This window comes from Methylocaldum sp. (genome assembly GCF_039794385.1).
Taxonomy (GTDB): Bacteria; Pseudomonadota; Gammaproteobacteria; order Methylococcales; family Methylococcaceae; genus Methylocaldum.
The window spans coordinates 1-3,368 of the sequence record NZ_JBDIVO010000436.1; the positions used below are offsets into that span (position 1 = coordinate 1).

Sequence of the window (3,368 nt, forward strand, 5' to 3'; positions counted from 1 at the left end):
TCGCGGGATACCGAGTCGTATATTCGGTATGTAGCGTACCATGAAAAGAAACAGCTTCTTTTTTATCATGGCCGACACGGTTCTTGTTATCTTTAAGAACTCTGTTTTCAAGTCGAAACATTTCTGTCGGGATTATTATTTTTGCCGGCCGATTTCGAATCGGAAAGGTTTCGACCTGTACCTCGAAAAATCGCGGCTTAAGGTATATCGAATGTGTTGTAGCTTTACTGAATCCGTTTCAGTCTATGCGTTGCCGGACCGGTAGCAATCGATGATGATTTTCGGTGTCGCACATTGCGATAACTCTATACTCGGTTTTTACAATGCGCTTTATATTCGTCGCGGGACTTACTTTAAAGGGAAAGTCTTTTTTATATCGTGACTCGACCCACAAAACCGAAAGCGGACAGATTGTCTTGTAGATATACTCGGCGGACAGGACGAATTCTCGACGATTTACAACTCGGTTTGGAAAATGAAGATAATCGATAACTGGCTGGCAAACGCGAGGCGGCTAGAGAGTTGCAATTGCGACGACAGGCCCGATTCAGGGGATATTTCGCTGGTGGTGATACATGGCATCAGCTTGCCTCCGGGCGAGTTTGGCGGCAACTGGATCGACTGTTTGTTTACCAATACCTTGGAACCGACTGCCCACCCTTATTTCGAGCGCATACACGGCTTTCGGGTATCGGCCCATGCGCTCATTCGCCGCGACGGCGAGATCGTTCAATACGTTCCGTTCCACCGGCGCGCTTGGCATGCCGGGATTTCGAACTACGAGGGGCGGGAGCGCTGCAATGATTTCTCGATCGGCATCGAGTTGGAAGGGGCCGACGATATTCCCTATACCGACCGGCAATACGAGCACCTGGCCGATTTGCTCTCCGCCTTGCTGGCGAATTATCCGGGCTTGTCGCCGGACCGGATCGTCGGTCACAGCGACATCGCTCCGGGGCGAAAAACCGATCCGGGCCCGAGTTTCGATTGGGAAAGGGTTTACCGCTTGCTGTCCGCAAGAGGTTTTCAGCCGACCGGAGGCAGAGGCATTCTCGTCTGAGGTGAAACCGTCGTAGGCGGGGATGAGGCGATAGCCGTTCCCGGTAAATGCGCCTTACTCCGGGAATGCTGGGCTTGTTCCGGTCTATGATCCAGCAGGTCGGAAATCTTTTGCATGCGAAGCCGATTGCCCGTCCGTTGTGTCGGGAAAGGATTCCCGACCTACTTGGCTATCGTTTATAGGCCGGCAATCCCTTGCCGGCAAATAGGTCTACACCAGGCTGGCCGTCGACTGTCGCGGTCTCACGGAGTCGATCAGCAGCATCGCTACGCCTATGGTGATCGCGGAATCGGCCACGTTGAAGGCCGGCCAGTGCCATTCTCCATAAAACACGTCGAGAAAATCGATAACGTATCCGTAAATGATGCGATCGATGAGATTGCCCAGCGCGCCGCCCAGAACCAGCGCCCAGGCCGCGGCTTCCCAACGTTGGCCCTTGCCGAGCCGGCTCAGCCAATAGCAGATAGCGCCGCTGGCGATGACGGCCAGGCCGATGAAGAACCACCGCTGCCATCCTCCGGCTTGGCTCAGAAAGCTGAACGCGGCGCCCTGGTTGCGTAGGTAAGTGAGCTGAAAAAAAGGCAGCAGGCCGACCGACTCGTAAAGTTCCATCGAGCGATCGACCAGTTGCTTGGTGAGCTGGTCCAGGCCGACGACCAGCGCGGAAAGCCAAAGCCAATTCAACATGAGATCAGGCGTAAAGACGGGTTTCGCCCTGTCCTGCCACGTTCTCCACGCAGCGGCCGCAAAGCTCGGGGTGGTCGGGGTGCTTGCCGACGTCCTCGCGGTGATGCCAGCAGCGTACGCATTTGGGTTTATCGGAAGCCCGAACTTTCAGCTCCAGTCCCTCGATCCCCGTCGGAAGCGTGCCGCTGTCCCCTTCGGGCCGAAGGCTCGCATACGAAGTGATGAACAAGAATCGAAGCTCGCTTTCGATAGGCGCAAGCCGTTCGAGAATCGGTTGGCTGCCGTAAAGCTCGACTTCGGCGTCCAGGGACGAGCCGATCTCGCCGCGCACCCGCAGTACTTCCAGTTCCTTGCTCACCGCCTCGCGGACTTTGAGCAGGAAATCCCAGAACTCGCGGTTGAACGGAGAGGATTCGTCCAGCGGGAACAGTCCCTCGTACCAGGTCTCCAGAAACACCGATTCGCTCCGCTTGCCGGGCAAATGACGCCAGATTTCATCGGCCGTGAAGCTCAGGATGGGCGCCAGCCAGCGGGTTAGTGCCTCGGCGATGTGGTACATCGCGGTTTGTGCGGATCGCCGCGGCAGGCTGTCCTCGCGGCAGGTGTACTGGCGGTCCTTCAGCACGTCGAGATAGAAGCTGCCCAGGTCGATGGAACAGAAGTTGTGGACCTTTTGATAGACCAGGTTGAACTGGTAGGTCTCGTAGGCTTCGACGATTTCCTGCTGGAGACGGAAAGCCCGGTCCACCGCCCAGCGGTCGAGCGCCAGCATCTTTTCGGGTTCGACCGAATGCCGCTCCGGGTCGAAGCCGCTCATGTTCGCGAGCAGATAGCGGGCGGTATTCCGCAGCCGCCGGTAAACGTCCGCCGTGCGTTTCAGAATCTCGTCGGAAACGCTCATCTCGGCCCGGTAGTCGGTTGCCGCGACCCAAAGCCTCAGGATATCCGCCCCGAGGTTCTGCATCACTTTCTGCGGAGCCACGACATTGCCCTTGGATTTCGACATTTTCTTGCCTTCCGCATCCACGGTGAAGCCGTGGGTCAGCACCTGCCGATACGGCGCGGCGTCGCGGATCGCCACGGAAGCGAGCAAGGACGATTGGAACCAGCCGCGATGCTGGTCCGAGCCTTCGAGGTACAGATCGGCCGGCGAATGCAGGTCCTCCCGCCGATCCAGCACGCAGAAGTGGCTGACGCCCGAATCGAACCAGACATCCAGCGTGTCGTTGATCTTCTGGTACTGCGCAGCCTCTTCGCCCAACAATTCCGCGGGGTCGAGATCGAACCACGCATCGATTCCGCGTTCCTCGACCCGTTGCGCGACCGCTTCGATCAGGTCCTCGGTGCGGGGATGCAGGGCGCCGGTCTCGCGGTGGACGAACAAGGCGATCGGCACGCCCCAGTTCCGCTGCCGGGAGACGCACCAGTCGGGCCGGTTGCCGACCATGCCTTCGATTCTCGCCTGCCCCCAATCGGGTATCCATTCCACTTTCTGGATTTCTTCCAGGGCCTGGCGGCGAAGATCGTTCTTGTCCATGGCGATGAACCACTGGGGCGTCGCTCTGAAGATGACCGGCGTCTTGTGCCGCCAGCAGTGCGGATAGCTGTGCTCGATGCGCGC

General features: G+C 58.0%; 3 protein-coding genes. 1 reads left to right on the forward strand and 2 read right to left on the reverse strand.

Features of this window, described 5'->3' with window-relative positions:
* Positions 1-475: 475 nt before the first annotated feature.
* Positions 476-1,060 carry a 1,6-anhydro-N-acetylmuramyl-L-alanine amidase AmpD gene (ampD, locus tag ABJK70_RS22275; protein WP_077732080.1) on the forward strand — a complete coding sequence of 195 codons (585 nt, stop codon included), beginning with the start codon at positions 476-478 and terminating at the stop codon, positions 1,058-1,060.
* A gap of 210 nt (positions 1,061-1,270) precedes the next feature.
* Here ampD and lspA read toward each other — a convergent pair whose 3' ends face one another.
* Positions 1,271-1,747 carry a signal peptidase II gene (lspA, locus tag ABJK70_RS22280; RefSeq protein WP_133717956.1) on the reverse strand — a complete coding sequence of 159 codons (477 nt, stop codon included), beginning with the start codon at positions 1,745-1,747 and terminating at the stop codon, positions 1,271-1,273.
* 4 nt (positions 1,748-1,751) lie between these two features.
* A partial coding sequence (locus ABJK70_RS22285; protein WP_347259170.1) for a class I tRNA ligase family protein occupies positions 1,752-3,368 on the reverse strand: 1,617 nt, incomplete at its 5' end.